We start from the raw sequence: 26905 nt of genomic DNA, 5'->3' as shown, positions 1-26905 counted from the left end.
ATTTCTCTATTCAGCTTGTTGAAGATGGTGGGACTATGTTTGCGCGTAAGGAGTTATACCTCGCAGTTCTTTCGATGACCTTGGCGACACCAGCGCTAAGTCAATCGGACAGCTCGTCCGGTAATAGCATTGAAGAGATCACGGTAACGGCGACTCGGCGGGCGACCAGCGTACAAGATGTGCCCTACAACATTTCAGCCTATGGTGGTGAACAGCTTTCCGAGGCAGATATCAACGAGTTTTCCAAACTGGCCAGGTACATACCCGGACTGAATTTATCGGACGTGGGGCGCAGTAAAAACGGCATATCTACCGGTATTATCATGCGTGGTCTAAACGTTACCGGATCTGGTCAGGAAGATTTTTCTAACGTCACTGATCCGGTTGTTTCGGTATACCTGGGCGAAACGCCCTTGTTTGCCAATCTTGAATTGCGGGATATGAATCGCGTCGAGGTTCTGCGTGGCCCTCAGGCAACTCTCTATGGTTCCGGTTCTCTGGGGGGCACCATCAAATATATTCCCAACGCGCCCGAGTTCGATGAGATCTCTGGCAATATCAAGGTGAAAGCTTCTGCCACTGACGAATCCGACGATCTCAACGACGATATTGAAGCCACCATCAATATTCCCATCAGCGATACCTTGGCATTTAGAGGCACTGTAGCGCGTTTGTACAACGCGGGTTATATCGATTCCGACTACATTGAAGTGCTGGATGATGACGGCCAGCCCACCGGGGAAACACGCAGTGTTGAGGACCTCAACGACGAAGAAGTGACTATGGTGCGGGGCTCATTGCGTTTTGCGCCCAGTGACGCCACCGACATTACGTTTATGGTCAATTACCAAAAGGATGAGATTGGTGGCTCCAGTGCCACGGCAGCAGGGCTGGATGGCTACGAATCCGGCACCAAAGTGTTGGAGGAATTTGAGCGGGAGACGTCGGTTGGCTCTCTGGTGATTGCCCACGATTTTGGTTTTGCGGAATTGACCTCGGCGACCTCTGTCACTCGCAACCAAGCCGATAGTGTCCACGATCAAAGCTACAACTATGGTTACTCTGGATTCTGGGAGTTCTATGCTGGCGTGCCTCGCGAAGTCGTCACCGGTAAAAAAACCTACGAAACCAAATCCACCACTCAGGAATTCCGGTTGGCGTCCACCGGTGAAGGTTTTATGGATTGGCTGGTCGGCGCCTACTACAACGACGTCGATTATGATGCGGAAGCCTACGATTTTATTGCCGGCGTTGATGAGCTTTACGGGATGGTCAATCCTCAGGAGCGGGATCTGGGTTATAGCAATCTGCAGACCACAGAGTTTGAAGATCGGGCGATTTTCGGTGAAGTCACTTTTCACTTCAGCGAGCCCTGGCAGGTGACCCTGGGCGCTCGCTACTTCGATCAGAGCTTCTATTCCGCACAAACTATTACCTTGCCGCCCTGTGGTATCTTTTGTGGCGAGGGGCCTGAGGGTTTTAGTGGAGCTTCCGGCGATGCGGATTTTGACGATACTCTGTTTAAATTTAACACCTCTTACGATCTCAGCGCCGAAACCAAGATCTATTTCACCGTTGCCGAGGGCTTTCGCCACGGCGGTGCCAATGGTGTTCCAGTGGATGATTTCTCCACGGACGCGATTGAAGGCGGCGTCTTCGCAGAACATCCAGACTATTTGTTCTTTGATCCGGACAAGTCGACCAACTATGAGGTGGGCATCAAAGGTTACGCCTTGGAGGGTCGCGCTAGCTATAACGTCTCACTGTTTTATATCGACTGGGAAGATCCTCTGCTGATTATGCAAACGCCGAATGGCGGTTTCCCGGTAATGTACAACGCCGAAGCCGCGGATAGTAAAGGTGTTGAAATCGAGCTGCGTTATGAGATTACCGACGCAGTATCGGTGAACCTTGGCTACGGCTATACCAATGCGGAATTGTCCGAAGACTTCCAGATTCCAAACACCAGTGGCGGTGCAGAAACTTTTGAGTTGGGCGGCAGCAAAGGCGATCCTTTGCCTGGTGTTCCTGAACAGACCTGGGTCGCGTCACTAAATTATGCTCGCATGTTGGGCAACGGTATGGAGTTATCCGGGCGTCTTGGTGTGTCTTACAAGGATTCCTTCGTGACGGGCTTTGACGATCCTTCCTATTTGGCCGCCAGTGGTTATGACGAAATTGACAGCTCTACCTTGGCCGATGCCTCGCTGGCGCTAACCATGGATCAGTGGCAATTTTCCGCCTTCGCAGAAAATCTGACTAACGAGGATTCGATTACCTCCAGTGACGGCAACGGCAAGTACACGGGTACTAAACCGGGGCTGCAATACAGTATCAATCTCGGTGATCAGGAATACCGTGTGAGACCGCGCACCATCGGTCTGGGAGTCAGCTATCAATTCTGATCATTGTCGTGGTTTAGTCAAAAAAAACGAAACCTTGAATCGTTTATGTGCGTTGACGTAACGAGTTTTTATGACGGGCAAAATTGATAGCGTAAGCGATCGGGCTGGCGTAGGCGAACTGCAATCTTTGCGGGAGCTGATTGAGCGTGAAGCTTGGGATCCTGCGGCGTCAATGTGTGTTGGATTAGTCAAAGCCTATCCGAGCGACCCGGTCGTCTGGTCACACTTGTCTCTGGTTAGTCTCAAGTTGGGACACCTGTCCCTGGCAGTATCTTCGGCCTTACGAGCGGTGCAAGCGCAACCGACTGCAGTCAGATTTCTGCAATTGGCCGAGGCCTACTGGGCGGCGCGCGAGTTTATCCAGGCCCAGCGCGCGTTGGACTATGCCGAGCAGTATGGCGCAGCTGACAAAGCTCAGTTTGACCTGGCTTCTCTCTGTCAGTTGGCGACCTTAAGGTTTCAGCTGGGGCAGGTGAGCAGCGCGAAAAAAGGTTACGAAGCCATCCTGTCCAGAGATCCTGGGTTTTTGCCTGCAACATTTAATCTGGCCGCATTGTTACGATTTTTGGGGTCGTTCGATGAAAGCGAGCGGCTCTATCGACAGGTGCTGAATGAAGAACCTGGAGATTTTGAAAGTGTTTACAACCTGGTGCAATTGCGTCGATTTCAAAATGACGCTGATGTATGGGATCTATTGAACCAGGCTCGTGAACGTAATGACAATAGTGCTGAAGCCCTATTTTATCTGGGTTACACCGCGGCGAAAGTATATGAGGACCAAGGGCAGTATGTGAAAGCCTTTGCGGAATATCAGCAGGCGGCGACCATTAAACGCCAGCACATAAATTACGATTTGCAGCGGGATCTGCAATTGATGGCGTGGTTGCCAACGCGCTTTAGTGCGGAAACTGTGCCACTGGCTTGCGAACTCGATAAGAAGAGGGTTGTTGGACCCCAACCGTTGTTTATTGTTGGCTTGCCACGCACTGGCACTACGTTGGTTGAACGAATTTTGGCGAGCCATTCCAAGATCGTCAGTGGTGGCGAGCTCACCAGTTGGCCCCAGGCTTTACTGGAAAGTGCGGGCCTGGATGCGACCCGGGATCCCATGGCGCTGTCCACCGACCAACTATCGGTCATAGACGACAGTCAACTGGCATCTTTAGGGCAGCGTTACCACGAATTGAGTCGGCAGATGTTGGCCGTCGGAGAGACGCCTGACGCTGATATCGACCAGTCACAGTGGTGGATCGATAAACTGCCGCTCAACAGTGTGTATGCAGGTTGGCTCGCCAGGGCTTTGCCGAGTGCAAAATTGGTTTACGTGAAGCGGGATCCGATGGATGCCGCGTTTAGTATTTTCAAAATGTTGTTTAAGCATGGCTATGGGTATTCCTACAATTTAGAGGAATTGGCGGATTATATGGTTGCCCATTATTGGCTGATGGAGTCCTGGCTGGAACAGTTCCCGCACCGGTTTTACTGTCTTTCCTATGAGAAACTGGTGAGCGATACCGAAGCTGAAATTGATCGGCTGATCGATTTTTGCGAATTGTCAGCGGAGCCAGCCTGCCATCAGTTTTTTGAAAATCCAAGCGCTAGTTTGACGGCGAGTGCAAGTCAAATACGTGAGCCAGTTTATCGGTCATCGGTGGGTAAATGGCGACGTGTAGAAGAACAAATGAAGCCAGTTTACGACGTTTTTGCGGCGGCGGGACTGGTGTGATTCAAACCAGCTTGGAGTAAGGATTTCAATGCAATCTTTGGATGTTTTTCAGTCGCTTTGGGGGATGGAGCAGCGCAGGCCTGACGGTTTGCAGCGCACCCTGGCCGAAAAAATCCAGGCGATTGCCGATGCTGGATTTACCGGCGTTAGTTTTGATATGCCTCATCACTCCGTAGAGATGGTGCAGGCAGCGCAGCCGCTGCTGGAAGAGTATGGCTTGGATCAGGTATTTAATGTTTTTGTCTCATCACCGGAAGGCTTTCAAGATCTGGTAAATAGTATTCAGGCACTACCCATCCAGGCGCGCTTTATTAGTATTATCGGGCAGATTCCTGCATGGGATGTGAAGAGGGTGGCGAAAACTACTCGCGAGTGGTTATCCATAGGGCAGGAGGCTGGTATTCCGACGTTGGTGGAAGTTCATCGTAACTGCATGACCAATGACTTGCTGTTTACCTTGCAGTTGATGGACACAGTTCCCGACCTACACATGGTTGCAGATCTCTCCCACGCCTTATTAAATCAGGAATGGTATCTACCCCTGTCCAGTGAAGCAGAAGCGCTGGTGACACGGGTACTGAAACGCTCAGAGGCTTTTCACGGTCGCGTTGGTACCCGAGAGCAGGCACAAGTTTCCTTTGGCTTTCCTCAGCATTATCCCTGGTTTGAACTTTTTCAAAGCTGGTGGAAAGAGGGCTTTCAGCATTGGTTGACTCGCCATGTCGATGACAGCGATGTTCGTTGCGTGTTTGTCTGCGAACTGGGGCCGCCGCCCTATGCCATTACCGGCGCCGATGGTTACGAACTCAGTGATCGTTGGGAGGAAGCCAAAATATTGAAATCGACCGCAGAAAAACTCTGGAAAGAAGCTTCACGAGCGGTGGCGTCGGCAGATTTAGTCAGTTAACCAAAAATTTACCATTAGTAATTTGAGAAATACGTTTGAGAGAGGAAGGTATGTCGTCTTTGCTGGGTGGTGAAGCGGTCATCAAGTTGTTAGAAAATTACGGTGTCGATACGGTTTTCGGTATCCCGGGGGTTCATACCATTGAGCTTTATCGTGGTTTTCGATCCTCAGAGATTCACCATGTAACGCCTCGCCATGAACAGGGTGCTGGCTTTATGGCAGACGGTTACGCCCGTGCGGGGGGCAAGCCCGGAGTCTGTTTTATTATCACCGGTCCCGGTATGACCAATATTGCCACAGCTATGGGCCAGGCCCTGATGGATTCTGTGCCCATGTTGGTGATTTCTTCGGTAAATTCTCGTACCCATCTGGCCATGGGGGAAGGGCGCTTGCACGAGTTGGCCAACCAGCAGGCCCTGATGTCGGAAGTGTCCGTGTTCAGTCATACACTGCTCGATATTAACAATCTACCGAAAGTACTGGCGCGAGCATTCGCGGTGTTCGACGGCCAGCGTCCTGGCCCGGTTCATATTGAAATCCCCATCGATGTTCTTAAATCCGACGCCAGCCATCTCGACTTAATCCCTTGGCCCCGAATCAAGCCGCCGGGGCCTCATCATGATTGTTTGGAAGAGCTGGCGTCGCTCATAAAGACAGCCACCCGACCATTGCTAGTAATAGGCGGCGGTGCCTGTCGGGCAGGGGAGGCCATTACCGAATTGGCCGAACGCATTGATAGCCCGGTGATCAATACCAACAATGCCAAAGGTGTGGTTGCGCCTAGTCATCCATTGGCAGTTGGCGCGTCTCCCAGTTGTCCCTGGATTCGTCAGGAGCTAGCAGAGAAGGCTGATCTGGTGATAGCACTGGGTACCGAGTTATCTGAAACCGATTATGATTTCTTTGGCTACGGTGATCTTGAAATCAAAGGGAAGTTGGTGCGGGTGGACATAGATGCCCAGCAATTGATGCGTAACGTTAAGCCGGAGGTGGCTATCCAAGCTGACGTCGGTGAATGTGTGCGGGATTTACTAGATTTATTAGACAGGATACTGCCGGATGGCTCCTCTTCAAAGACGGAAGTATCCAACGGGGCTGAGCGTGCTGCGCAATTAAATCAAGTGACTGCAAACGTTCTGCCCGCTGGCTACCGTGAGATTTTTGATGTTATAGAACAGGCTCTTCCGAGCGCCATAATGGTGGGCGACTCCAACCAATTAAGTTATTACGCCCAGGCATTTCTACAAACACAGCAACCAAATCATTATTTCCACTCGGCCACTGGGTTTGGAACCTTGGGTTACGCCTTTCCGGCCGCCCAGGGCGCAAAATTAGCTCGGCCTGAGGTTCCAGTTATCTGCCTTACCGGTGATGGCGGTGGTCAATTTACCTCGAATGAAATCTCCACGGCGGTGGGAGCAGAGATTCCGGTGATCTTCTTAGTCTGGAACAACTCCGGCCATGGGGAGATTCGGCGCTTTATGGACGCCGCCGATGTACCCCAAGTTGGGGTGAATATCCATACCCCGGATTATGTGGCCTTGGCCCAGGCGTGTGGTTGCTCTGCGCAACGAGTTGCAAGTCTAGAAGCGTTTAAGGCAGCCCTATTGATGGCCAAAGAGCACCAGAGTCCCTATTTAATTGATGTGGTGGCGGATCAGTTCGTCACGGATTTTCCGTTTACGGCTGCTGTCTTTGAGACCTATCCCGCATGAAGGTTTTTTTAACGCGCCCGCTTTTTAACACCGACGATTTGATCTCCCAATTGCAACAGGCGGATATCGAATGTATTTGCCGTGAAGAAGACACACCCTGTCCAAGGGATATGATTGCCGACCAGATGGGGCAGGTCGATGTCATGATCACCCATACGGAAGATGTTATCGATGCTGAATTGTTGGAGTCTGCAGCGCCGGACTTAAAATTGATTGCCAATGTGGGGATTGGCTACTCCAATATCGATATTGAGGCAGCCAGCGCCCGCAAAATCACTGTGACCAATACCCCGACGGAAGAAGCTTTTGCCGCTACTGCCGAGGCAACCGTGGCGCTATTGCTGGCGGTTGCGCGGCGAATTCCAGCCCTGCATATGGAGCGCAGTCAACTTTCCCAAGATCCCGATCCTTCGTTTTTACGGCCAACAGCGGTGGAAGTTCGCAACAAAATCACCGGCATCGTAGGTATGGGTCGTATTGGCTCTCGTGTAGCGGAAACCCTCTATCTGGGTTTCAATCATCAAATTTTGTATTTCGACAGTTATGCAAAACCTGAATTGGAGAGCCAACTAGGCGCTCGCCAGGTGGATCTGGCGACCTTGATGCGAGAGAGTGACTTCGTTTGCATCAATATGCCGCTCAGCGATTCCTCTCGGGGCGTGGTGAGCGAAGAGATGATCTCGCTATTGAAAGACTCCGCCACGGTCATCAATACCGCTCGGGCTGAGCTTATTGACGAGATGGCGTTGATTGAACGCTTTAACACTGGCCGTTTACACGGAATAGGATTGGACGTTTATTCTGATAAGGCCGCTGCAGCGATTAGGGGGGACAATTACGCGCTTACTTCCCACTTTTGTAATTTCGAAGATCGCGCTTATCAAGCCATGACCCAGCTGGTGATCGATAATATCCTGGCCATCGCTGAGGACAAGCCGGCCATCACCGGCGTCAACTGAGGGGTATTTCGTGGAAGCATCGACCGTGAAAACCGAGGAGATCGCCACAGGCGCAACCGTCAAAGGGATCCTCTGTTCTCTATTCGGGATCGCGATGTTTCTGACGCCTGTGCCCTATAACGGCAGCTGGACGGTGATGTTGGGTGTTCTATCCAGCCAGATTACCGAGCAGGTTAAACAACATTTTCCTCACTATACCTTACCGATCTTCGTCATCGGTGCGGTTATCGCCCTGGTGTATTTTCTTTCACCCCGAGCCCTCGTGAGGAAGTTACCGCACCACAAAATATTTGTGGCTTCTCACTGGAGCTGGGTGGTGCTGTCCACCATTGGCGGCGTGATCGCCACTATGCTGGCCTTGGGCATCGGGCCTGATTGGATTGTCGGCAAAGATACCGGTGTCACTGCCTATATTGATGTGGCCGGTTCAATCTTTATCTTAATCGCCTTGGGATGTCTGTTTTTGCCCTTTTTAAGTGATTATGGCTTGCTGGATTTTGTTGGTGTTCTATTGCGCAAGCCTTTTCAAAAAATCTTCAACCTGCCTGGGCGGGCCACGGTGGATGTATTGGCCTCCTGGGTGGGGTCGTCGAGTATTGCCGTGCTGATGACCAGCTTTCAGTATGAGCGCGGATTTTATAGCGCGCGCGAATCCGCAGCCATTGCCACCAGTTTTTCCGTAGTTTCTTTACCCTTTGCCTGGATTATTACCCAGGTGGCAGGTATTGGAGATTACTTTTTTCCTTTCTACGGCACCATGGCTCTGGTGTGTTGTATTTGCGCGATTATTATCCCCAAACTGCCGCCGCTTAATCGTATCGCCGATGATTATTATCCCAAGGAAGGTGCGCAACTTAAGGAAGAAGTGGATCAGGGTTACAGTACCTTTAAATGGGCATTACACCGAGCCCAGCAGGTGGCCGCCCATTCGCCTTCTCCGCTGCAATCCTTGCAGCGAGGCTTTATGACCATGATTGATATTTTTATCATGATGATGCCGGCGGCTATGACGGTGGAATTTATTGCCCTGACTATCTACTACCATACGGCGATTCTCCAGTGGCTGTCGCTGCCCTTTGTACCGCTCATGAATTTGCTACAGATTCCGGAGAGTAGCGCCGCTGCCCCAGGTTTGATCATTGGTCTGCTGGATCAGTTTGTACCTGCCATTATTGCCGGAACCATGGAGTCGCCGGTAACACGCTTTATTTTGGCAGGGTTATCCGTTACGCAACTCATATTCTTTGCAGAGTCTGCGTTGCTGATTATGCGTTCGAAGATCCCACTGTCGGTTCCCCAGCTGATTATTATTTTCTTTCTGCGCACGGTGATTGCGTTACCTGTGTTGACCCTCATCGCGCATTTATTATTTGATGGAATCTCTGATTAATGTTGGCGAGGCAGCCAGTGCAAGGAGAAAATGATCGAAAAGCAGTGGGACCGACCCTCGGGTTTACGTGTTGTAAATGAGCATTTTGAGATCATCTTTAACGCAGCAAAGGCAACGTAGGTAATTAATCAGAGGTTTCTTAGATTTTGAAATTGGAACTATCGCCATGCTAATTGATGTCAATCTCATCGATGAAGAGGAGACTTCGTTGCGGGGCTTGCCGCCCGCCGTTTTTAAAGATACCGATGTGTTCGGGCAAGAGACTGAAAAAGTTTTACGCCCTGGGTGGGTGAGTGTGGCTTGTGCGCAGCAATTACCGAATGTCGGCGATATGCTGCCCGTGCGTATCGGTGATGCCTCGTTATTGATTGTGCGTGATAAAAATATGGAAATTGGTGTTTTCCATAATATCTGCCGTCATAAGGCAGCGCCCTTGGTGGATGAAGCCTGTAATCGAAAATTGCTTGTGTGTCCCTACCACCGCTGGACCTATCAATTGAATGGCGAGCTGCGAGGAGCACCGGTAGTCCATGGTGACAACAGTCCCATGTCGAAAGAAGAACGCAGCGATAAAGGATTGTTGCCGGTACGTTTCGAGATCTGGTGGGATACGATTTTCGTGAATATCTCCGGCGATGCGCAGCCGTTTGCTGACTTCATCCGGCCCTTAGATGAATTATTATCGGGCTATGATCCTGCCTCCATGCAAATGATCAGTACGACCGAATACGAATCGGTGAGCAACTGGAAACTGGCGGTAGATAATTTTTTGGATGGTTATCATGTGCCTTTCGTCCATTCCCAGGCGGTGACTATTACTTCTGCGTTGGGCCAGGATGATTTGTTTTTATCCCCGGATATTGTCGGCTTGCGGTTAAAAAATGGCGCTACCGATAAACCCGCGAAAACCGATAAACCGCTACCGCACTTTTCTCATTTAACGGCAGAAAATGCCGGTACTCAGCAGTGGTTTTGTATCTTCCCTAATACACTTATTTTTGTGGATCCGGTTTGGGTGCAATTGATTATTGTACGGCCGGAAGCTCATAATTTTAGCCGCGAGACCCTGACTATTTTTGCCGCCAATCCTGATGCTATGGCTGAGGAATATACACAACAGCGCTCAGCGCTCAGCGCGGCATTGAATGAAGTGAATCGTCAGGATATTGAACTGCTGGATAAATTGCAGGTGACCCGTTCCGCACCGGAGGCGGCGGAGTCTCACTTGGTTGATGCCTGGGATAAAATCAGTCTCGGATTTCATCAGGCGTGGCTGCGTAAGATGCAAGCGTAAGATTTTTTGAGAGCAGGTCCGAAGCTAGCCTTCAGCAGACAAAAAATAGAGAATACCACTCAGTGGTTTTAAGAGTGTAGATGTTACGTGTTTGATCACCGGTTTCCCGATACAGAAAGTTTGCGTCACAGGGCGCGCAAACGTATTCCTGCTTTTGCCTTTGATTACCTGGATGGTGGCTGCTTTTCCGATCAAGGTTTAGCGCGTAATCGTGAGCAATTACAACAGGTGTTGTTTGAATCCCGTTCCTGTCGTTCGCGGGAGGAGCTAGCGGGCAGCTCAACCAGAGTGAAGTTGTTCGGGCGTGAGTATCGGTTTCCTTTTGGTGTTGCCCCGATTGGTTTACAAGGATTGATGTGGCCGAGGGGGCCGGAGATTCTCGCGAAAGCTGCTAGGGATTATCAAATACCCTATGTGCTATCGACGGTATCATCTGCTTCAGTGGAAGAGATCGGAGCCATTGCTGAAGGTCATGCCTGGTTTCAGTTGTACAACCCTACAGAGACGTCTGTTCGGCGTGATTTGATTCGTCGGGTCAGCCAAGCCGGTTTTCCCGTGTTGGTGGTAACGGTTGATGTGCCCACCTATGGTTATCGCCCCAGAGATATCCGCCGGGGTTTATCCATGCCGCCGAAATTAAGCCCTCTGTCGATTAGCCAGATGCTGACCTGCCCAAGTTGGGTGGCAGGTAGCGCTCTAGCGGGAATACCGCGGATGAAAACCCTTCTGTACTATGCCCCCAACGGCGAGATCAAACCGGAAGACTTTGTGAATTTTGTTAACCGTTCCACCATGGGACCTGTTGACCGTGATGGTCTTTCAGAAATCCGGGATTTGTGGCCTGGGGCGCTAGTGGTTAAGGGGATTATGACGGAGTCTGATCTACGGACGGCTATAGAGATTGGCGCTGACGGTGTGGTAATTTCCAACCACGGCGCACGTCAGTTAAATCGAGGCTTGTCTTCTATCGAAGCGTTACAGCGTCTGGCGCCAACCTTCAAAGACAAACTCACTCTGTTACTGGATAGCGGTGTTCAGAATGGCGAGGATATTGCTGCGGCTTTGGCTTACGGTGCCGAGGCGGTGTTTCTTGGTCGCACTTTTATGTACGGCCTTGGCGCCCTTGGTGCTGCCGGGGCTGGCCACACGGTGGAGATGTTGGCCCGGCAATTCGAACAGGTGATGGCGCAATTGGGCTGCCAACATCCTGTCGAACTGAGTGAACGGCTAGTTCGCTAAATTCAGTAGAGTTTGTAGTAATACATTGGCGCCGGCGGTGATGTCTCCAGGTGATGCATACTCGACCTCGTTGTGGGAAATACCGTCTTTACAGGGGATAAAGATCATCGACGTGGGTGCTACCCGTGAGACATAAACCGAGTCGTGGCCGGCGCCGGAAAACATCTCTATGGCGTCATAGCCCAAGCATTCTGTCGCCGTTGTTACCGCGCTGATACAAGCATCATCAAAGGCGACTGCGGGTGAAAGCCATTCGGTATCGATAGAGAACTCAATCTGGTGTTTATCACAATGATTCTGTACCAGGGATCTAAACCTGGCTTCCATCACATCAAGTTCAGCTTGTAGCGGATGGCGAAGATCAACGGTCAATTTCAAGGATTGGGGAACGGTGTTACGAGAACCTGGTGTAGCAGAGATATCGCCAAAGGTAACCCGCGACCAAGGCGCATATTCTTCGGCTAATTGATAGAGCTCAGCGAGAATACCGTGTAGTGCCATAAACGGATCACGGCGTTGATCCATGGGTGTCGGACCGGCGTGCACTGGTGAACCGATCAAGTTTAGATCGTACCAATTCATGCCTTGTACACCTTGTACAATGCCGATGGTTTTCTGCTGTTGTTCGAGAATCGGCCCTTGCTCAATGTGTAATTCAATAAAGCCTTTAATGGGGTAGGGGGTGCAAGGCTCGCTACCCCGATAGCCGATCTTATCTAACTCGTCACTGAGACTTTTGCCCTCTTTATCGGTTCGTGAGAGCCCATAGTCCAAGGAAAATTCTCCGCACCAGACTCCGGAGCCAACCATCGCCGGTGAGAAGCGGGCACCTTCTTCATTGGTCCAGACACAGACTTCGATAGGAGCCTGGGTGGCGATTTGGTTTTCCTCTAAAGTTCGTAAAACTTCAACGCCAGCGAGAACACCATAAACCCCGTCAAACTTACCGCCGGTGGGCTGGGTATCCAGATGAGAGCCAGTTACAACGGCAGGCAGGCTATTATCCAATCCCGCCCGTCGGGCAAAGAGATTGCCCATGGCGTCGATACGGATCTCGCAGCCCAAGGTTTCTACCCAGGAACAAAACAAATCACGGCCCTGACGATCCAGGTCGGTGAGAGCTTGGCGATTACAGCCACCCTTGGCGGTAGCTCCAATTTCAGCCATAGTCATCAAGGACTGCCAAAGGCGTTTGCCATTTATTCGAAGTTCTGTGGTCATGGTTTAGTAACTCTCCCGGCGTAACGGCTGACACATGCAGTGCAGGCTACCACCGCCGCGGGAGATCATCGATACGTCCACAGAAATCACCTCTAAGCCATTCGCACGACAGCTGTCTGCCAAAAAGTCCGCCTCGGCTGGGAGTAGTACTCGATCTGCGCCGAGGGATACCACATTGCAGCCCATGTTATTCATGGCTTCCGGAAAAGGAATTTTGACGATCTCGATACCTTGCTGTTTAAGCCAAGACAGAAATTCCGGATCTACGGCATCAACACAAACGGCTGCGAGGCCATCGGTGAGCATGGAAAAAACCACATCCATATGCAGGTAAAAAGGATCGAAGGCATAGCGTTTGAATTCCCAACCCTCTGCTTCGAACCAGGCACCGACTTGATCAATGCCCGCTTGATTGGTGCGATCTCCGGAATACCCACAGAGCACTACGCCGGGTTTAATGACATGGAAATCCCCACCCTCGAAGGTACCCGTGGTGACCATATCGTAGATGGGAATCTGGGAGCGATGATAAAACTGGATAATCTCAGAGTATTCACCTCGACGCCAATGGTTGGAAAGCTGGGTAACAATTGCGCCCCACGGCGTCATAACGGACGAGTCCCGGGTGAAAATTTGATAGGGCAGTACTGGATTGGCTTGCAGTGTATGAACGGTTACGCCGGCCGCTTCATAGCAGGCTTGCATGTCTCTATGCTGTGCGATAGCCGTTGCCTGATCGAACTGAAAACCTTTGCGCAGTGATCGCCGCGAGGTAGAGTTGCTGGCCAGCCATTCAAAATGGGTTGCTGGAGCCAATAAAACGTCTTTCAGGACACCGGTTTCCGAATCCAGTCCCCAGTTAGTTAAGGTTGGCGTACCGCCGCCGATTTGCCGGGTTTGAAAACTGAATTCGCTCATGGGGTATTGCTCCAAGATGATCACCGAGGTTTACATACGGATGTATGACTAAAGCGTTTAACGCTGATGCCAAAGAGGCTGGAATAGTCGCTGAAGTTTATCCAGTCTATGGTGTATATTTGTAGCTGCAAGCAATAATTTTTTACCGATTGAGTAACCTCAAGGCACCAGAGTGAATCCGTTGTGACTTCCAAGCGTCAGCCCTCGATAAATTTACGTCACATCCCCCTGACGTCCCTGCGGGCCTTCGAAGTGGTGGGGCGTCACTGTCATATTCGTCGAGCCGCTGCGGAGATGCATGTTTCCCATCCAGCCCTCAGTCGTCAGGTGAAACAATTGGAAGAGCGGCTCGGTGTTGATCTGTTTTATCGTTCGGGCAATCGCTTGGCCTTGACGGCAGCGGGCAGTCGTTTTCTTCAGAGTGTGCAGGAGGCTTTCGATACTCTCAACCGAGGTATCGTTTATCTGGATCCGGAAAATATCAGTGGCGAATTAATCATCGCGACAACGCCGACCATTGCTATGAGCTGGTTGTTACATATCCTGGCGGATTTTCACCGCCGCTATCCGGAAGTGAATACCCGTGTACTGACGGTTGAACCCAGGCAACAGCAATTACCTCGGGAATTTGATATCGCCTTGGCTTTAGGGGAACCCCTGGAGCTCACTCGGCAGGTAACTTATTTGTATGAAGAGCGTTATTTGCCGGTATGCAGCCCACAACTATTGTTGTCGCAGTCGTTAAAAAAAGCGGAACACTTACGTCAGTATCCCTTGTTACATGATCGTTTGGGACAGTGGCAATCCTGGTTTACCAGCCAAGGTTTGGATTATCAGCCAGCACAGCAAAATACCTATTTTGATCACGCTTACCAGGCGATAGAAGCTGCACGCTTAGGGATGGGAATGGCCTTGGCCGAACCCTTCGAGGTGCGGGAGGATTTTAAGAGCGGCCGTTTAATGCCAGTGATGGAAAATGCCTATACCGTCGGCCAGTCAATTTATCTGGTGGCTGATCCCGTCGACTTGCTCACCACCCGTGCGCGTTTGTTTATCGGATCACTGTTTGACTGGATGGGTAGCAATGGTGTGTCTTTGGATGAGAATGCCCAAGGTCTGGTGCAGTCCCTTAGCCAATCAGACGGCGCTTAAAACGACTATGGTAGCGAAAAGGCACCACCAGGGTCGTCTATTTTGACTTGAGTCTTCGGCGCACGGCATTTAGCGTAGTGGGTTTGGCCAGCGTCGATCTTTCAGTATTCGTTTTATCCGCATTTTAGGTGAATCATGATCAGTTTTAGTGAGTGGCAGCAGCGCGCCGCCGATGTTTCTATTCCCCGGCAAGCGATTATTGACGGTAAAAAAACTGATGCTCAGGCGAGCGAGACCTTTGCCTGCATCAGCCCCATTGACGGTCGAGTTTTAGCAAACATTCCGTCTTGTGACGCCGCTGATGTAGACATCGCCGTGGCTTCGGCTCGAACCGTTTTTGAACGGGGCGATTGGTCACGGGAATCTCCAGCCAATCGCAAACGTTGTTTGCAAAAGTTCGCTGAACTCATGTCTCGCCATGCTGAAGAGTTAGCATTGTTGGAAACTCTGGATATGGGTAAACCCATTGGTGACGCTGTAGCGATTGACCTACCTGATGCCATAAGTTCAATTGCCTGGAATGCAGAAGTGATCGATAAGCTCTACGGTGAGGTGGCACCGACAGCGAACGATGTGTTGGCGACCATCACCCGTGAGCCCCTCGGTGTCGTCGCAGCAATTGTACCCTGGAACTTCCCGTTAGCGATGGCTTGCTGGAAATTGGGGCCAGCGTTAGCCACGGGTAACTCGGTCATTCTGAAACCCTCCGAACGCTCACCGCTGACTGCACTGCGTATCGGTGAGTTGGCATTGGAAGCCGGTTTACCACCCGGTGTATTAAATGTTCTGCCAGGCTTCGGAACACAGGCAGGCGAACCTTTGGCTCGGCATCCGGGTGTGGATGGCTTGGCATTTACCGGTTCCACCGCCATTGGCAAACATCTTATGTCTGTTGGCGCTCTCAGCAATATGAAGCGTACCTTTGTCGAGTGCGGTGGAAAAAGCGCTAACTTGGTATTTGCGGACTGTGATGATTTGCAGGCAACCGCGGAAGCGGCAGCCTTGGCGATCTTTTTTAATCAGGGTGAAGTGTGTTCTGCAGCGTCACGTCTGTTGATTGAAGAAGGTATTGCCGATGAGTTTATGGCTTTATTGGTCTCAGCCAGTCAACATCTATCTATTGGGCACCCACTCAATCCCGAGACGCAGATTGGTGCCTTGGTGGATGCAAAACACCTCCAGGTTGTGGACGGATTTGTACAGTCTGGTCTGGAGCAGGGAGCCTCACTGTTGCTCGGCGGTAAGGCCGAGCAGCCAGTCGCTGGTGGCTGTTATTACGCGCCGACCATTTTCGATGGCGTTACGCTGGACATGCGAATCGTAAGCGAAGAAATCTTTGGCCCCGTACTCAGTTGTCAACGGTTTCATTCAGAAGAAGAAGCCATTGCCTTGGCTAATGCTAGTGAATATGGCTTAAGCGCTGGAGTGTGGACCGCCAATCTGAATCGCGCCCATCGAGTCTCTTCGCGAATGAGATCGGGTAGCGTCTGGGTGAATTGCTATGATGTCGGTGATATAACCGTACCGTTCGGCGGCTACAAACAGTCGGGAACCGGGCGCGATAAATCTCTCCATGCATTGGAAAAATATACCGAACTGAAAACTACCTGGATTCAGTTAAAATAATAAACTGCTTAAAAAAACGATAAACGGGTTCCGGGATTATTGCGATAGCCCAAATATTGATTAGATGAAGGATAATTATAATCCAGCTATCGAAATATCTTTTTTCGGGTATATGGATTTTTATTCTATATCGTAGAGTAACGCATTAAGTTGTATTGAATGGTAAAAATCTATTACAAAAATCGAGTGATAGTAGGCTTAATCGAGCGAATAAAAATAAAAAAGAATATATACCTGCCAAATATCCCCCAAATGGGGGAAGAAAAATAGTAGTAATTAGCATAAACTCAGTATGAATTATTATTCTTAACAGCTAATTGTAAAATATAAAAAAATCTAGCAAGGTTTTAAATTTGTCACGCAAGAATATTTAATATCACTCCATAAATGATAAGGTTGGTAAATAAAAACATTTGTAAGGAAGGAATATTTGAATCAACGAAAAAATATTCGTTTATCCTAGTTGTTGGCCTATACGAATAGTAGTTAGTCGCGAGTTCATAAGTCCCAGATATTAACAGTTATATCTGCCTAAAAGGATTTTTATGCTAAACGAATCGGCGGTATTCATCAGAGATGAAATGCGAAGCTACTTGCAGCAAGTTAATATTATTGGTAGAGACGACGAGGTTATCTTGGGGAACGTCGCTCAGCAAGAAGCTGGCAGTCCCTTGTCTGATAAAGTCGTTATGACTCTCGTGAATCTTGAGGAAGAAAGCTCTCTTAAAAATGGAAAAGGCTGGTCGAGAAACGCCTTAACCGGCGGTATTACGATGGCTTCTCCCCCTGTTTTTTTAAATCTTTATTTTTTGTTTTCCGCGACGTTATCTGATCCAGGTCAGGATTCAGCCGACCAATCTTATCAAAAAGCTCTGTCCCGAATTGCTGCGATTGTCGAATTCTTTCAGTTGAAAAAAGTGTTTACCTTACAAAGTTCACCAACGTTTAATCCGAATGGTAGAAATTTGAATGAGCGGATGCTTAATGAGATCCGGCTCGTTCCCGAGTTGTATACGCTCACTTTTGAACAGATTAATCATTTGTGGGGATCTCTTGGTGGTAAACAATATCCGTTTGTTATGTATTTGTTTCGTATGGCAAAAATACAAGGAATGATTTCAAATGAGGCTCCTCTCATTGAGTCAGTAAATTATGATATCAAGGTGGAACAGTAGCATACTGTAACGCTCCACCTCTAACTGATTGTATAAAGTGATGTCAAATATCGTATACAAAAAGATGTTTGAGGTGAGATTCCTGCATGATTATTATTTGCAGTCAACTACACCGGGTAGCAACGAATTACGGTCGTACTTTTCTTTGAATGTAGACCAACAACGAAAGCGGCTGCTAGATATATTAGGCGAATTTCGATATGACATTCGATCAGATTTGTCGTTCATACTCAGTTCTAACGAATCTAAAAAATATAATAAGCAGCATTTGAAGCTGGTAACAACTGCTACAGGATTTTTTATCGGTGTCGAAGTAAAAGAGATTGAAGTATCAAATAATATTCGTTTTAAACCGGTCATCGATCTAGCTAATATCTCTGAAATTATAATCGGGATTAAAATAGAAAATCCAATATTTAATTCGTTTACAAATTTGAGTTTATCCAAGGCCGATAAACTTTACTATTTTTCTAATCAAGGTACTCATGATGACGCTTCACTTTCCCAACCCGTTGAACCAGTAGTTCCGGGAGGCAATTATCGTATGGGAGATCTCGCTCGGATCGGTGGTGGTATCAGACAAGCAATTAAGGATAACAATGGTGACAGATCATCTTGGTTGTTCACAGAAGGAACTGGCTTGGTCCACCAGGGAGATCGACAACTGGAGAGGAAGGAAGAGTGGTATAGGGATTGGCAGTCCGGCTTGAGTCAAAGAAGTGAGCGTAATCTATTTGGTGTAATAAAAATATCTCTTAAAGGGGAAGATAACTCTATTTATTCTATTGATGGTCAGGGATTCCTATCAACTCGATTTGATGAAATAGAAGAGCGTATTAAACATCCGGTCTACGAAATTAGATTTGCGAGCCGTAAGACCTACTGGCGTTTTACAAAGCGTAATGGATTTTCTGCTGAGGAGCGTGAAAAAATGATAAGTACTGCAGGACTAGTTTCAGATGTTATCGGTAGACGCTTCGTAACCAAAATTCCATATTCTATCACTAGAGATAGGGCACCGCTTTCAAGGATAGAAAGTGAAATTCAATTACCAAACGCTCAGCCAGGTACGATGAAGATAGAAAACGGGAAGCTGATCAGCGACATAGAATTCAACGACCTGAACCCGATTTTCGCTGATTTTACTAGGTAAAAAACTAGAAAGAATATATAGCAATCTCAATAATGCCAAGGATGAATGGAAATTATGGCCACTACCAGTCTGATCCCCCGTCTCAAAACTCCAGGCGTTTATATTGAGGAGATTCCAAAATTACCTCCTTCAATCGCTCAGGTAGAGACGGCTATTCCAGCCTTTATTGGATATACTGAAAAAGCAGAAAACAGTCGCGCTGAATCATTGATTAATCAGCCAACGCGCATTAGCTCTATGCTAGAGTATGAGAGATACTTTGGCTTTGCAGCCGTAGAGGAAAATCTTCTCGTAACGATTAAGAAAAACTTTGACGGGAGTTTTGATGTAACGGCTAAGGTGGGCGACGCAGGCCGATCCAAATTTCAGATGTATTATGCCCTCCAACTATATTTCGATAACGGTGGCGGGCCCTGCTATATCGTGTCCACGGGGATTTACTCCGACGCGGGTTTACAGACTCCAGAACTCCTGACTGGTCTCAATGCGACCGAGAGGGAAAACGAAATAACCTTGTATGTGTTTCCCGACGCGACCAATCTTGATCAGCAAGTCGATTACTATGATTTGTATAAACAAGCGATTGCTATGTGTGTCAACCTACAGGATCGCTTTACAGTCATGGATGTTTATCAGGATCCGCAGCTTGCTGAGGAAGAGTGGTTTACGAATATTGAGGCATTGCGAGATCAAATAGGTTCAGAGATTGACTCACTTAAATATGCAGCCGCCTACTTTCCTAATCTAGAAACTACTCTGGATCTCTTCTATGGCGGCGAAGGCTCTGGCGACGGAAATGTCAACGTCGATAACGCAGGATCTGTTATCACTCTCGAGGAGCTGAAATCCGAAAACAATAGCCTCTATTTTCGCGCCCGCAGTGCATTGCGCGCAATCCCTTGTGTAATGCCGCCGTCCCCAGCAATTGTTGGAGTTTATGCCAGAGTAGATGCGGCCAGGGGGGTATGGAAAGCACCAGCCAATGCCAGTCTGAATTCAGTGATCAAGCCTGCAATACTCCTTACTGATGCAGAGCAGGGGCGTCTCAATGTTGATGATCAATCTGGAAAATCCGTCAATGTCGTTCGCTTTTTTACGGGAAGGGGGATTTTAGTCTGGGGCGCTAGAACCCTGGCTGGTAATGACAATGAATGGCGCTACGTCCCGGTTCGACGTTTCTTCAACATGGTGGAAGAGTCTGCCAAAAATGCCAGTGCTCAATTCGTGTTTGAGCCAAACGATCGCAATACTTGGACGCGGGTTCGATCCATGATTGAAAATTATCTAACCTTACAGTGGAAAGCAGGCGCTTTGATGGGAACCACTACAGAAGAAGCTTACTATGTTCGAGTTGGATTGAATGAAACGATGACTGAATTGGATATCTGGGAAGGCAGGATGATCGTCGAAATTGGGATGGCCGTGGTCCGACCTGCAGAGTTTATTATTCTCCAGTTTAGCCACAAGATGCTGTCCGAATCATAAAGCTCTCTGGTTGTTAATGGCTATAAAAGGGAAATTGAAACAATGGCTAAAAAACAAAACTGCAGCAGCAACGAATCCAGAACTCCAGTTTGCCTTTTTATAGAGTCTCTTGATACGGAAATTACTGAAAACCAGGAACAACGATATCTAGCAGAAATCCAGAGAGAGTCAGCAGAAGCCTTGCGTGGATATGTACTATGTACATTAGCGATCACAGAGCAAACTTATTTGTATTTCCGCGATATGAATAATTTTGAACTCTATGATATGCAGGACAGTGCGACAAAAATTTTCAGCAAGATCGGCACGATTGTCGAAAAGGATAAGGAACTGGCAAGTGGCATATCCAACGCGTGTAAATCACTTGTTGATCTGCAGGCAAAGCTACACGAGGTCAATAATGCAGCCTGCACGATGCGCAATTGTTTGATCAGTCATCTGGATCTAAAAGACTCTGACATACCGAAAGAGAGCGAACTTAAAAGTGTTAGTGACGCTGCAAAATTCCTCAACGATGACGGTAAGACGTCTGCAGCAGCCCTGTTGAATTCTGCTGGTATCCATACCTTCTCAAGTGTTGAAACGTTAACGTCCCATGGTCAGTCTTTGAGCCAAAACGTCGATGATCTTAAAGCCCTGACTGACCAATTAGTGAACACCGCTATGGAAAATCTAACTGCCCAGCAGACACAGTTAAATAGCGTACATATGCTGCTTAATGAGCAAGAATTTGGCTATTTTCATTCGACTGGTAGTTTCAACGCAGCTTCGAGCACTAAAGATTTTGTCTGCGGAGAGAATACTTGCCCGCCAATCGGTTGTGTGGAAGTCATATGCAAGGAGATGGCTGAACCCGCTCAAGCCAGCGATGACCCGGCTTCGGGTTGCTATAGCGCTAATGATAAGGATTAGTACAGCGAAGGTATATAACTATGAGTAGCAATCCATTAGATAAAGAGAACTATTCTCCATTTCTTTCGGAGAATGAGCGTAAGAGCTGTTGCGAAGATGTTGAGCAGGACAATTGCAACTCAACTGAAAAAAACTGTATTGATAGTTGGAAGAAAAAGCGTATCGACGCTCGCCAGCACAGCGAGAAAGCTCTGGCGTCACTTCAGTCAGCAAACGATCTGTATGCTAGTGCTCTATCCTGGGAATCTAAACTTAAAAAATGGAAAGAGGATGCTGAGGAAGCCCATAGTAAAGCTGTAACAACCTACAATGGAATTGAAGAGTTTTTAAATGTTATCGCTCGCATCAAGACGGATAAAACAATAATAACGACCCAAGCTGTCTTATGCCTGGTTAAGTCTATATTTGAGCGTGTATCGACCATGCTGTTTGTCAGTACATCGTGTGAGGATGACCTGGGCCAGATCCAAGCTCTTAGGCAGAGAATTGAATGTAGTGAAAAGTTAGACGCAGAACGAAAGAACAAGGCATTGGAATGTATTCTTCCATTTGAAGAAAAAGTTAAAGTGGTACAGGGGTTGGAAGTTGAGCTTTTAAATAACCTACTACTCATCGTCTACCAGTCTAATCAGGTGGCAGCGGCAGTCGATTTTCCCGAAGCGGACGAGAATCTTGGAATCAAGTGGCAGCTGGAAGACCTTAAAGATCGCATTTCTGGCCAAAAGATGTATACCAAGCGCGAACGAAAATGTGGTAACCAGCAATCGAAGGGTAACGCCATATCAAATAACCAGGATAGCAATTCCGGGGAGCTGCCTTGTAGCAGTGACGTTATGTTTCCCGAGAAAACCTATTTTCCCATTCTTAAGATGGAAGACATAACAAATAGTAAAAACAGTGATTATTATGAGAAAATTTCTGACCTATATGAAAAGGCTATAACCACCACAGCAGCTACGAAAGTAGAGGCGGAAAAGCGTAAAAAATTGTCTGAGGAAGCACTGGCTTACTACAACGGCCTCAACGATGCGATACAGGCTGTAGAGGCTGCTAAAACAGCTTGATCATTACGCAATGAGTTCCTAACTTGACTTGAATAATGGAGAGCCCGTCAAATGCCAGCACAAGGAGATTACCCTATACCCAAGTTTCACTTTCAGGTTGAGTGGGGTGACGGATTCAGGATTGGTTTTACAGAAGTTAGTGGTTTGGATTTTGAGACCGAGGTCATTGAATACCGCGAGGGGTCCAGCAAAAAATATAACAAGTTAAAACAGCCGGGTTTAACTAAATACAGTGATATTACACTCAAGCGGGGCACTTTTGAGGGCGATTTTCAATTCTATACGCTATGGAAAGAATCCTATTACTTTCAGGAAGGTAATAAGAGTGGTAGCAAATATCGTCGTCCTGTGACAATCAAGTTACTGAATGAAGAGCATTTGCCGATCATCACCTGGCAGCTCGAAAACGCATGGGCAAAAAAAATCCAATCGACCGATCTCAAAGCGGACGCGAATGAAATTGCGATCGAAACGATGGAGCTGGCTCATGAGGGCTTAACTATATTAGAAGCCAAATAAGAGGGCATTGCTGTGCCTGTCATAAGAAAAACCGACAACCAGATGGTCGGATTTCATTTTATGGTAACTTTTCACGATCTGAAAGATATCGATGAGAAAGGCGTGGTATATAAAGACGATGTTCGGTTTCAATCTGTATCGGGGTTGGATGTGCAAATGGAAACTGAAGAGTGGAAAGAGGGCGGTGAAAATCGCTTTACGCATGCAATGCCAGGTCGATCTAAATATTCTTCTTCCCTCGTACTCAAACGTGGACTGCTTCATCCCAACCAGTCTGGAATTACTAAATGGTGTCTTTCAACTTTCGTAGATTTAAAAGTGAAGCCACTCAGGATCGTGAGTGTAGAACTGTTAGGCGATAATCATGAGGTGCTGGTGAAATGGGACCTTGAGCATGTCTGGCCTAAAAATTGGAAAATTGGAGAGTTGAATGCCGAGCGCAGTGAAGTGCTGATTGAGACGCTTGAGTTACATTACAATCGATTTACGTATAAGAATCCCTGAATCATGCCGCTTGAAATAAGAGAATTAGTAATTCGAGCTGCGGTTTCTGCTGAATCCGAGCAAAGAGTAAATCAAAATAAAGTAGGCGACGCTACAGAGAAAAAGCAAGCTGACGTGAATCTGATTGTAGAAAAGGTACTGGAGATTTTAGAAGAAAGGGCGGGACGGTAGAATGAGTGGTGGTGCCTTAGAGAAAGTTATGATCGTAGCCTACAAAGATAAGGAATATCGTAATCAAATTGGCAATCCCTACTATTTGCCCGTTAATCCTGAGAGCTATTCCTCACATCTAAAAATAGACACGGACAATCGGACTAGTCACGGGGAAGAGGGTACGGATCCTCGCTATATATCTACTCCGCCAGAGGATTTAAAGCTGGATTTTATTATAGATGGAACTGGTTCAATAGAAAACTATCGCTATTCTGTTCCTGAAAAGCGTACAGCCCAATTGCAGCTCGATCACTTCTTAGAGATGGTCTATGAGGTCAACGGCAAAACCCATTGTCCCAACAAACTTAAGGTACATTGGGGTGAATCTTTGGTGTTTTCGTGCATGCTTTCTGAATTGCAGATAAATTACCAATTGTTTGAACCTACTGGAGAACCTCTGCGAATCAAAATCAGCGCTACGTTTCGGGGGTACCGTGCACCTAAAGAGAGAGCTGCAAAATCGCGTAATAGTTCTCCGGACTTAACTCATCTTAAGGAAGTCAGAGCTGGTGACCGATTGGATGTGATGACGCACAGTATCTACAACGATACGAAGCATCTGCTTCAGGTGGCAAGAGTAAATGATCTTACGAGCATTCGAACTCTTAAACCCGGCGCGGGGTTACGTTTCCCACCCATTACTAAATCAGAATGAACAGTTGAGTATATGAACCGGATTGCCACCCTACCTAACGATGCCACCCATAATATGGTCACCTTTGATGTGGTGGTAGAAGGGAATGTGCTCAATAACAGTTATCAGGTTATCGCTATTTCTGTAAGCTGGGAAGTGAATCGTATTCCGACTGCGACTTTAATCTTACGTGATGGCGAAGCAGCGGATGGTGACTTTGCTGCTAGCAGTTCAGAGACTTTTGTACCGGGAAATGCAATTCAGATTAAGGTTGGCCGTGATAGCAATAATGCCACTTTGTTCGATGGCATCGTAATCAAGCACAGAATTAAGCTCCGATCCTCCGGCGAGGGTGACCTGATCATCGAATGCCGAGATAAGTGCGTTCGTATGAGTGTGGGTAGACATAACCGATATTTTGAGGACAGCAAAGATAGTGATGTCATGGAGGCCCTGGTCAGCGAGTACCAAGGTTTGTCAAGTGATATAGAGCCAACGGATCTCCAACACGCCGAATTAGTGCAGCATCACTGTACTGATTGGGATTTTCTTCTTTCCCGTGCTGAAGCAAACGGCCGTCTGGTACTCGTAGACGATGGCAAAGTCTTGGTGAAGAAGCCAGATACCAAAGCTGCTGCTGCGCTCAGCGTTGCCTATGGTACCACTCTGTTAGAGTTTGATGCCGAAATGGATGCCAGGACCCAGTGGCATTCAGTCGAAGCGCAGGGCTGGGATTACAGTAATCAGGATATGTTCACCCGTAGTAGCGACTCAACTCCAGTCAGTGAACCCGGCAACTTGTCTGGCAACACATTGGCGGACGCTATTGGCCTGCAAAAATACGAACTGCGTCACAGTGGTCAACTCCTGGAGGCCGAACTCCAGGCGTGGACAGACGCCGCGATGTTAAAAAGCCGACTGGCAAAGATTTGCGGGAGAGCACGGTTTTTTGGGCTCTCTAGTATTAAACCCGGTCAGATGATCGAATTGCAGGGGGTCGGCGATCGTTTTAACGGTAAGGCTTTCGTCAGCGCTGTGCGTCACGATATCGATAATGGTGACTGGGACACCCACGTGCAATTTGGTTTACCTCTACATTGGTTTTCGCGCTCTCCCGATATTGTCGATGTGCCAGCAGCCGGTTTGTTACCTTCTGTACAGGGATTACAGATTGGCAAAGTAGTCAAACTGCAGGACGATCCGGAAGGTGAGGACAGAATTTTGGTTCGGCTACCAATCGTTGATAATTCAGCCCGCGGCATATGGGCTAGAGTCGCCAGCCTGGACGCAGGGCAAGAGCGCGGCACCTTTTTTCGTCCTGAAATTGATGATGAGGTAGTTGTCGGATTTATAAATGACGATCCTCGTGACTGTATTGTGCTAGGTATGCTTCACAGCATCGCTAAACCGGCACCCTTGACCGCTGAAGATGTCAATCACGAAAAAGGCATTTTTACCCGCAGTAATATGCGGGTGCTTTTTAATGACGATACGAAAACCATTACCATTGATACCCCGGCTGGCAATCACATTGTCCTGGACGAAAATACGACCTCTGTCACTTTGAAAGATCAGAACAACAACCAGATAGTTATGGAGCCTGCTGGAATCACGATGGACAGTCCCGGCAATATTAAAATTAGCGCCGGTGCCAATCTTGAGATCTCTGCTACGGCAGAACTGTCGATCAAAGCTGCCTCAGTTAAGCAAGAGGCGCAGGCAGCGATGGAGATAAAGGGTGCAATATCGAAATTCGAGGCCTCAGGGATAGCTGAAGTTAAAGGCACCTTGGTGAAGATCAATTAAAAAGGCTAGATAGTTCAATGCCTCCAGCCGCCAGAGTCACTGATTATCACGTTTGTCCGTTGGTTACAGGCACAGTTCCCCATGTCGGTGGTCCAGTGCTTGGGCCAGCAGTACCAACAGTATTGATCGCCGGCTTACCGGCGGCCGTGGTTGGTGATATGTGTGTCTGCGTTGGCCCTCCTGATGCGATAGTCAAGGGATCTACGACTGTGTTGATCGGTGGTAAACCAGCGGCTCGCATGCTTGATCAGACTGCGCATGGGGGCGTCATAGTTCAGGGTGTGCCAACGGTGCTTATAGGTGGTTAGAGAAGGCATATTTAGTACTTACCCTTCTAATGCCAACTTGTTGAATGTTTAGTGAATCGAGTTTTTTGGAGATTTGAATTCGTTATTACGTGTCTCTAAATATTTGCTGCGTACCAGAATTTTGGCTCAAAGATTTGATTGGATTTTAAAATGGCGAACGAAGATTCATTTTTGGGTACTGGTTGGTCATTCCCTCCTGCATTTGACAAGCTGAGTCGCAGCGTAGAGATGGTGAGTGATCGTGAAGATATTGAACAAAGTTTAGGGATACTTTTGTCTACCAGTATTGGTGAACGAGTTATGCAGCCACTTTACGGGTGTAATTTACGCGATCACCAGTTCGAACCTCTTAGTAACACATTTATTGGTTTTCTGACCGACATGATTAAGCGCTCTATATTGTTTTACGAGCCAAGAATAATTGTGGAGAAAATATCGGTCACTGAGTCCGACGATAGTCAGTTTTTTGCAGGAAAACTACTGATTGCTATCGATTATATTATCGATGGAACTAATTCCAGATTTAACTATGTTTACGACTATTATCTACGTGAAGCAGATCAGGCGATTTAAATACCTT

Annotated in this window: 24 protein-coding genes; 22 read left to right on the top strand and 2 right to left on the bottom strand. The window is 48.0% G+C overall.

Annotated elements, in window-relative coordinates; all coding sequences use genetic code 11:
- Positions 1–35 precede the first annotated feature (35 nt).
- The 8 genes from ACXAFR_RS24665 (at position 36) to ACXAFR_RS24630 (ending at position 11635) form a co-directional block, all read left to right on the top strand.
- Positions 36–2405 (top strand): TonB-dependent receptor, encoded by a 2370-nt coding sequence (locus tag ACXAFR_RS24665; RefSeq protein ID WP_475182159.1) that lies wholly within the window; start codon positions 36–38, stop codon positions 2403–2405.
- Positions 2406–2475: 70 nt separating this feature from the next.
- Positions 2476–4131, top strand: coding sequence for a sulfotransferase family protein (locus ACXAFR_RS24660; protein WP_475182157.1), 1656 nt, complete (start codon positions 2476–2478; stop codon positions 4129–4131).
- Positions 4132–4159: 28 nt separating this feature from the next.
- Entirely contained in the window at positions 4160–5038 is an 879-nt protein-coding gene (locus ACXAFR_RS24655) for a sugar phosphate isomerase/epimerase family protein (protein ID WP_475182154.1), read from the top strand.
- A 50-nt stretch (positions 5039–5088) separates the two neighbouring features.
- Entirely contained in the window at positions 5089–6753 is a 1665-nt protein-coding gene (locus ACXAFR_RS24650) for a 5-guanidino-2-oxopentanoate decarboxylase (protein ID WP_475182153.1), read from the top strand.
- Positions 6750–7712 (top strand): 2-hydroxyacid dehydrogenase, encoded by a 963-nt coding sequence (locus ACXAFR_RS24645; protein ID WP_475182151.1) that lies wholly within the window; start codon positions 6750–6752, stop codon positions 7710–7712. The genes ACXAFR_RS24650 and ACXAFR_RS24645 overlap by 4 nt, the downstream gene beginning before the upstream one ends.
- Positions 7713–7722: 10 nt before the next feature.
- Positions 7723–9102 (top strand): YjiH family protein, encoded by a 1380-nt coding sequence (locus tag ACXAFR_RS24640; RefSeq protein WP_475182149.1) that lies wholly within the window; start codon positions 7723–7725, stop codon positions 9100–9102.
- A 166-nt stretch (positions 9103–9268) separates the two neighbouring features.
- A complete protein-coding gene (locus tag ACXAFR_RS24635) occupies positions 9269–10396 on the top strand; it encodes an aromatic ring-hydroxylating oxygenase subunit alpha (protein WP_475182146.1) in 1128 nt (375 codons plus the stop codon).
- An 87-nt stretch (positions 10397–10483) separates the two neighbouring features.
- A complete protein-coding gene (locus tag ACXAFR_RS24630) occupies positions 10484–11635 on the top strand; it encodes an alpha-hydroxy acid oxidase (RefSeq protein ID WP_475182144.1) in 1152 nt (383 codons plus the stop codon).
- On the opposite strand, the gene ACXAFR_RS24625 is transcribed toward ACXAFR_RS24630, so the two are convergent.
- Together ACXAFR_RS24625 and ACXAFR_RS24620 are read right to left on the bottom strand one after the other, a co-directional pair.
- A complete protein-coding gene (locus ACXAFR_RS24625; protein ID WP_475182141.1) occupies positions 11624–12856 on the bottom strand; it encodes a Zn-dependent hydrolase in 1233 nt (410 codons plus the stop codon). The genes ACXAFR_RS24630 and ACXAFR_RS24625 overlap by 12 nt on opposite strands.
- A gap of 3 nt (positions 12857–12859) precedes the next feature.
- On the bottom strand, positions 12860–13774 hold the full coding sequence (locus ACXAFR_RS24620) for a dimethylarginine dimethylaminohydrolase family protein (protein ID WP_475182140.1): 915 nt from the start codon (positions 13772–13774) through the stop codon (positions 12860–12862).
- Positions 13775–13957: 183 nt separating this feature from the next.
- On the opposite strand from ACXAFR_RS24620, the gene ACXAFR_RS24615 reads away from it, so the two are divergent.
- The 14 genes from ACXAFR_RS24615 (at position 13958) to ACXAFR_RS24550 (ending at position 26898) form a co-directional block, all read left to right on the top strand.
- Complete coding sequence (locus ACXAFR_RS24615) at positions 13958–14926, top strand: LysR substrate-binding domain-containing protein (RefSeq protein ID WP_475182138.1); 969 nt, start codon at positions 13958–13960, stop codon at positions 14924–14926.
- 135 nt (positions 14927–15061) lie between these two features.
- On the top strand, positions 15062–16552 hold the full coding sequence (locus ACXAFR_RS24610; RefSeq protein ID WP_475182135.1) for an aldehyde dehydrogenase: 1491 nt from the start codon (positions 15062–15064) through the stop codon (positions 16550–16552).
- A gap of 545 nt (positions 16553–17097) precedes the next feature.
- Positions 17098–17727 (top strand): Pvc16 family protein, encoded by a 630-nt coding sequence (locus tag ACXAFR_RS24605; RefSeq protein ID WP_475182133.1) that lies wholly within the window; start codon positions 17098–17100, stop codon positions 17725–17727.
- A 217-nt stretch (positions 17728–17944) separates the two neighbouring features.
- A complete protein-coding gene (locus ACXAFR_RS24600) occupies positions 17945–18880 on the top strand; it encodes a hypothetical protein (protein ID WP_475182129.1) in 936 nt (311 codons plus the stop codon).
- Between the two features lie 45 nt (positions 18881–18925).
- Positions 18926–20365, top strand: coding sequence for a phage tail sheath family protein (locus ACXAFR_RS24595; RefSeq protein ID WP_475182127.1), 1440 nt, complete (start codon positions 18926–18928; stop codon positions 20363–20365).
- Positions 20366–20407: 42 nt separating this feature from the next.
- Positions 20408–21277 carry a hypothetical protein gene (locus ACXAFR_RS24590; protein WP_475182124.1) on the top strand — a complete coding sequence of 290 codons (870 nt, stop codon included), beginning with the start codon at positions 20408–20410 and terminating at the stop codon, positions 21275–21277.
- 20 nt (positions 21278–21297) lie between these two features.
- Positions 21298–22341: a hypothetical protein gene (locus ACXAFR_RS24585; protein WP_475182122.1), complete on the top strand. Its 1044-nt coding sequence runs from the start codon at positions 21298–21300 to the stop codon at positions 22339–22341.
- Positions 22342–22392: 51 nt separating this feature from the next.
- On the top strand, positions 22393–22860 hold the full coding sequence (locus ACXAFR_RS24580; RefSeq protein WP_475182120.1) for a phage tail protein: 468 nt from the start codon (positions 22393–22395) through the stop codon (positions 22858–22860).
- A 12-nt stretch (positions 22861–22872) separates the two neighbouring features.
- On the top strand, positions 22873–23364 hold the full coding sequence (locus tag ACXAFR_RS24575) for a phage tail protein (RefSeq protein ID WP_475182118.1): 492 nt from the start codon (positions 22873–22875) through the stop codon (positions 23362–23364).
- Between the two features lie 3 nt (positions 23365–23367).
- Entirely contained in the window at positions 23368–23535 is a 168-nt protein-coding gene (locus ACXAFR_RS24570; RefSeq protein ID WP_475182115.1) for a DUF5908 family protein, read from the top strand.
- A gap of 1 nt (position 23536) precedes the next feature.
- Positions 23537–24232, top strand: coding sequence for a CIS tube protein (locus tag ACXAFR_RS24565; RefSeq protein ID WP_475182112.1), 696 nt, complete (start codon positions 23537–23539; stop codon positions 24230–24232).
- Between the two features lie 12 nt (positions 24233–24244).
- Complete coding sequence (gene vgrG / locus ACXAFR_RS24560; protein ID WP_475182109.1) at positions 24245–26017, top strand: type VI secretion system tip protein VgrG; 1773 nt, start codon at positions 24245–24247, stop codon at positions 26015–26017.
- A 17-nt stretch (positions 26018–26034) separates the two neighbouring features.
- On the top strand, positions 26035–26325 hold the full coding sequence (locus tag ACXAFR_RS24555) for a PAAR domain-containing protein (RefSeq protein ID WP_475182106.1): 291 nt from the start codon (positions 26035–26037) through the stop codon (positions 26323–26325).
- 150 nt (positions 26326–26475) lie between these two features.
- Positions 26476–26898: a GPW/gp25 family protein gene (locus tag ACXAFR_RS24550; protein ID WP_475182103.1), complete on the top strand. Its 423-nt coding sequence runs from the start codon at positions 26476–26478 to the stop codon at positions 26896–26898.
- The last annotated feature ends 7 nt before the right edge of the window (positions 26899–26905 follow it).

The sequence above is a fragment of the Pseudomaricurvus sp. ABR4_320 genome (genome assembly GCF_056159445.1).
The sequence above is the reverse complement of the archived record's forward strand: the minus strand, read 5'-3'. Positions and strand labels throughout refer to the sequence as shown.

Excerpts from the sequence above, each read along its gene's own strand:
- ACXAFR_RS24665 (WP_475182159.1), top strand. The coding sequence starts at position 36 with ATGTTTGCGCGTAAGGAGTTATACCTCGCAGTTCTTTCGATGACCTTG.
- ACXAFR_RS24660 (WP_475182157.1), top strand. The coding sequence starts at position 2,476 with ATGACGGGCAAAATTGATAGCGTAAGCGATCGGGCTGGCGTAGGCGAA.
- ACXAFR_RS24655 (WP_475182154.1), top strand. The coding sequence starts at position 4,160 with ATGCAATCTTTGGATGTTTTTCAGTCGCTTTGGGGGATGGAGCAGCGC.
- ACXAFR_RS24650 (WP_475182153.1), top strand. The coding sequence starts at position 5,089 with ATGTCGTCTTTGCTGGGTGGTGAAGCGGTCATCAAGTTGTTAGAAAAT.
- ACXAFR_RS24645 (WP_475182151.1), top strand. The coding sequence starts at position 6,750 with ATGAAGGTTTTTTTAACGCGCCCGCTTTTTAACACCGACGATTTGATC.
- ACXAFR_RS24635 (WP_475182146.1), top strand. The coding sequence starts at position 9,269 with ATGCTAATTGATGTCAATCTCATCGATGAAGAGGAGACTTCGTTGCGG.
- ACXAFR_RS24625 (WP_475182141.1), bottom strand. The coding sequence starts at position 12,856 with ATGACCACAGAACTTCGAATAAATGGCAAACGCCTTTGGCAGTCCTTG.
- ACXAFR_RS24620 (WP_475182140.1), bottom strand. The coding sequence starts at position 13,774 with ATGAGCGAATTCAGTTTTCAAACCCGGCAAATCGGCGGCGGTACGCCA.
- ACXAFR_RS24610 (WP_475182135.1), top strand. The coding sequence starts at position 15,062 with ATGATCAGTTTTAGTGAGTGGCAGCAGCGCGCCGCCGATGTTTCTATT.
- ACXAFR_RS24605 (WP_475182133.1), top strand. The coding sequence starts at position 17,098 with ATGCTAAACGAATCGGCGGTATTCATCAGAGATGAAATGCGAAGCTAC.
- ACXAFR_RS24595 (WP_475182127.1), top strand. The coding sequence starts at position 18,926 with ATGGAAATTATGGCCACTACCAGTCTGATCCCCCGTCTCAAAACTCCA.
- ACXAFR_RS24590 (WP_475182124.1), top strand. The coding sequence starts at position 20,408 with ATGGCTAAAAAACAAAACTGCAGCAGCAACGAATCCAGAACTCCAGTT.
- ACXAFR_RS24585 (WP_475182122.1), top strand. The coding sequence starts at position 21,298 with ATGAGTAGCAATCCATTAGATAAAGAGAACTATTCTCCATTTCTTTCG.
- ACXAFR_RS24580 (WP_475182120.1), top strand. The coding sequence starts at position 22,393 with ATGCCAGCACAAGGAGATTACCCTATACCCAAGTTTCACTTTCAGGTT.
- ACXAFR_RS24570 (WP_475182115.1), top strand. The coding sequence starts at position 23,368 with ATGCCGCTTGAAATAAGAGAATTAGTAATTCGAGCTGCGGTTTCTGCT.
- ACXAFR_RS24565 (WP_475182112.1), top strand. The coding sequence starts at position 23,537 with ATGAGTGGTGGTGCCTTAGAGAAAGTTATGATCGTAGCCTACAAAGAT.
- vgrG (WP_475182109.1), top strand. The coding sequence starts at position 24,245 with ATGAACCGGATTGCCACCCTACCTAACGATGCCACCCATAATATGGTC.
- ACXAFR_RS24555 (WP_475182106.1), top strand. The coding sequence starts at position 26,035 with ATGCCTCCAGCCGCCAGAGTCACTGATTATCACGTTTGTCCGTTGGTT.
- ACXAFR_RS24550 (WP_475182103.1), top strand. The coding sequence starts at position 26,476 with ATGGCGAACGAAGATTCATTTTTGGGTACTGGTTGGTCATTCCCTCCT.